The organism is Ilyobacter sp. (genome assembly GCF_041583315.1).
Lineage (GTDB): Bacteria > Fusobacteriota > Fusobacteriia > Fusobacteriales > Fusobacteriaceae > Ilyobacter.
The window spans coordinates 1-3665 of the sequence record NZ_JBFHGC010000293.1 but is presented as its reverse complement, the minus strand read 5'-3'; the positions used below and the strand labels follow the sequence as shown (position 1 = coordinate 3665).

The 3665-nt window shown below is 35.6% G+C and carries 3 protein-coding genes; 1 reads left to right on the top strand and 2 read right to left on the bottom strand.

From position 1 onward, the window contains the following. The first annotated feature begins 335 nt into the window (after window positions 1-335). A complete protein-coding gene (locus ABZA26_RS10120) occupies window positions 336-1679 on the top strand; it encodes a TldD/PmbA family protein (protein WP_372714402.1) in 1344 nt (447 codons plus the stop codon). Between the two features lie 49 nt (window positions 1680-1728). On the opposite strand, the gene ABZA26_RS10115 is transcribed toward ABZA26_RS10120, so the two are convergent. After that, complete coding sequence (locus ABZA26_RS10115) at window positions 1729-2067, bottom strand: P-II family nitrogen regulator (RefSeq protein ID WP_372714401.1); 339 nt, start codon at window positions 2065-2067, stop codon at window positions 1729-1731. A 50-nt stretch (window positions 2068-2117) separates the two neighbouring features. Next, a complete protein-coding gene (locus tag ABZA26_RS10110) occupies window positions 2118-3398 on the bottom strand; it encodes an ammonium transporter (RefSeq protein ID WP_372714400.1) in 1281 nt (426 codons plus the stop codon). Window positions 3399-3665: the final 267 nt, after the last annotated feature.

The window sequence follows — 3665 nt, the reverse complement described above, 5'->3', positions numbered from 1 at the left end:
AGCAAAGTGGAAAATCTCAATGAAGAGATAGGATCACTAGAGGCCAAGGTCAAAACCGAAATAATGAAAATAAATCATAAAAATACCAAAAGATAAATTATATTTTTAAATATCAACTGAAAAATAACACCAGGAGGCTGAAAACTCTTTTTAGAGGTTTCAGCCTTTTATATTTTCAAAAAAAAAATAGTGATCAAACTTAGTCATAGGTCGTTCCAAATATATCTTTTGTTTGCATTTATTATGAATAAATATTATAAATTATATAGGGCGTTTAAAATTGTTCTGGAAAATGGTTGTTCAATTAATCAAAATATGATTTGGAGGAAATGATAATGGAAATAAATATTTTTATTGATCTTCTTTTTAAAAAATCAAAAGAGAGGAACCTTGAAAATTTTGAGATATACTACACATCTACAAAGAGCTCTTCCATCAAAGTATTCAATCAGGAGGTGGATTCATATTCTGATTCCAATTCTCAGGGGATCTCTTTTAGGGTCTTAGATAATGGGAAGATGGGGTATTCATATACTGAATCCATTGCTGAAAAAGAGATAGACTTCCTCATTAACGAAGCTTTGGAAAATGCTGCAGTTATAGAAAATAATGATATCGAAGAGATATTTAAGGGAGGGGGAGAATATACAAAAGTAGAGGTGTATAACCCAGCTCTAGAAGATGTCAGTATAGGGGCTAAGATCTCTTTACTGATGGAGACTGAAAAAAAGACCAAAAACATGGACACCAGAATAAAGAGAGTTAACTATTGCGTATTTGGAAGTGGTTCTTCCACGAGAATAATAAGAAATTCAAATGGATTGAATCTGTCAGAAAAAGGAAATTCAGCTTATATCTATATCTCAGTGGTAGCAGAAGATGGCGGCGTTACAAAATCCGGATCGAGCTACAAGGTTTCTAATAATTTTGAATCATTCGATTCTGACTATATATCTAGAGAAGCTGTAGAAGATGCACTTTCCAAGCTTAATCCTATCTCCATAGAATCAAAAGAATATAAAGTCATCATAAAAAATGAGGCCTTTGCAAGTATGCTAGGAGCTTTTACAGGGATATTTTCATCTGATAATATCCAAAAAGGTATCTCCAAACTTAAAGGGAAACTCGGGGAACATATTGCAAGTAAAAAAGTAACCATTATAGATGACCCTCATATGGAAAAAGGTATGGCTTCTTCATCCTTTGATGCTGAGGGTGTTCCTACGAGATATAAAGAGGTTGTAAAAGACGGCGTGCTCACCACTTATCTTTACAATCTGAAAACAGCAAAAAAAGATGGCATAGAGTCTACAGGAAATGCTTCAAAGGGTGGATACAAAGGAACGTTGGGAATATCCCCTAGTAACTTCTACATGAAAAAAGGAGACACACATTACAGAGATCTCATTAAAGACCTGGATAATGGTATTCTTGTGACCTCCCTCGCCGGACTTCACTCGGGCCTAAACTCTATTTCAGGAGATTTTTCTCTTGCTGCTGAAGGATTCCTAATCTCTAATGGAGAAATATCCAGTGCATTAAATCAGATAACTGTCTCGGGAAACTTTTTTGACTTACTAATTGAAATCGAAAAAATCGGGGATGATCTGAAATTTGGCCTTTCCCCTGTGGGATCTCAATCTGTTCTTATAAAAAAACTAAATATTTCTGCAGATTAAAAATAAATAAAAAAACGGCAGTTTTTTTACAACTGCCGTTTTTTTTTACTTATACTGCTTTTTCTCCTCTTTCAGAAGAGCTTATTCTTATCACTTCATCCACAGGGTATATAAATATCTTTCCGTCACCTATTTCCCCTGTTTTTAAATTTTTCAAGAGAATATCTATGGTTTTTTCCACATCAGAGTCTTTCAGCAAAATCTCAATTTTGAGTTTCGAAACGAATTCCACCAAATATTCAACCCCTCTGAAAATCTCTTTTTTCCCCAGCTGTCTACCAAATCCCCTTACTTCACTGATAGTCATACCATTTATTCCTTTTTCATGCAGGGCCTCTTTTAAAGGATTTAGCCCTTCAGGTCTAATTATCGCCGTCAACATTTTCATAAAAACACCTCCTTAATAATCCTCATTATAATTTTACCCTAAAATATCAATTATTTAAAGAGGGAAACCTCAGAATGAGAAGGGAATTCCGGATAAGCAGAATATCCGTGTTCTGCAATATCAAGACCTACCAGCTCTTCGCTTGCTGTTACTCTTATTCCCATAAATTTGTCTATTAATTTAAACATTATCATACCTATTCCAAAGGCATATACAAATACAGTGGCTGCCCCTATAAACTGTGTCCCTATACTGTATTCTGCAGTGAATAGTCCCACTGCAATGGTTCCCCAGGCACCATTTACCCCGTGTACTGATACAGCACCCACTGGATCGTCTACTCCTATTTTATCAAAGAAAGGAACTGATACAGATACCAGTATTCCTGCTAAAAGTCCTACAAGTAGAGAGAAACCAGGATGAAGTACATCTGCTCCTGCTGTGACAGATACCAGCCCTGCCAAAGCTCCGTTTAACGTCATACCCAGATCCACTAGTTTGTTCTGTTTGAATACCGAGTAGATCATGGCAGAAAGGGCTCCTGCAGCTCCTCCAAGTGTGGTATTTAAAAGAACTATTGCTATTGATCCATCCCCTATAAGAGTCGATCCTCCGTTGAATCCGTACCAACCAAACCACAGTATGAAAGTTCCCAGGGTAGCCAACGGGATATTGTGACCTGGTATTGCGTTTACTTTTCCGTTTTTTCCAAATTTTCCAAATCTAGGACCAACAACTATTGCTCCTGCAAGTGCCAGCCATCCTCCTAAGGAGTGTATAACAGTAGATCCTGCAAAATCATGAAAGTTCATTGCAGCAAGCCATCCTTCGCCGCTCCATGCCCAGTGTCCGAATATGGGGTATATGAAACCTGCTATTAAAGCACATGCAATTACATAACCTGAAAGTTTTACTCTTTCTGCAACTGCACCTGAGACTATTGTAGCCGCCGCTCCTGCAAACATTACCTGGAAGAACCATACCATAATTCCCCAGCTGTCCCCGGAACTTATGTAGCCACTAAGAAAAAAATTGGTAGTTCCTATCATACTTCCCTCACCAAACATAAATGCGTAACCGATTGCAAAATACAGTATGGCACCCACTGCAAAGTCTAATATACCTTTTGAAGCAACGTTAACTGCATTTTTTCCTCTTGTAAATCCAGATTCTAACGCTATAAATCCCACTTGCATAAACATTACCATTGCACCAGCTATTCCCAGCCAGACAATATTCAGGTTTACCTGAGTATCTGAAGATGCAAATAATATTGTAGGAAACATCAATGAAATAACCCCTAGTTTCCATAAAAACGACATTTTTCTCATAATAACAACCCTCCTATTGGAAATTTTCAAACTAAAGATTTCTTCTTTTGATTTTTATGTATTATTTTTAAATTTTATATTATATTCAAATATTTTTTCTGTATTTTAATAAGTAATTTGCTCTTTTATAGTACAACAGCGTGTACTTATTGATTATATTTATTCCTTTACCGGATTATATTTATACAATATATATTATATTTTAATAAAGGTCAATATTTTTTTTTATAAAATTACATATTTTTAGTATGAAAGTCTATTTTTCTT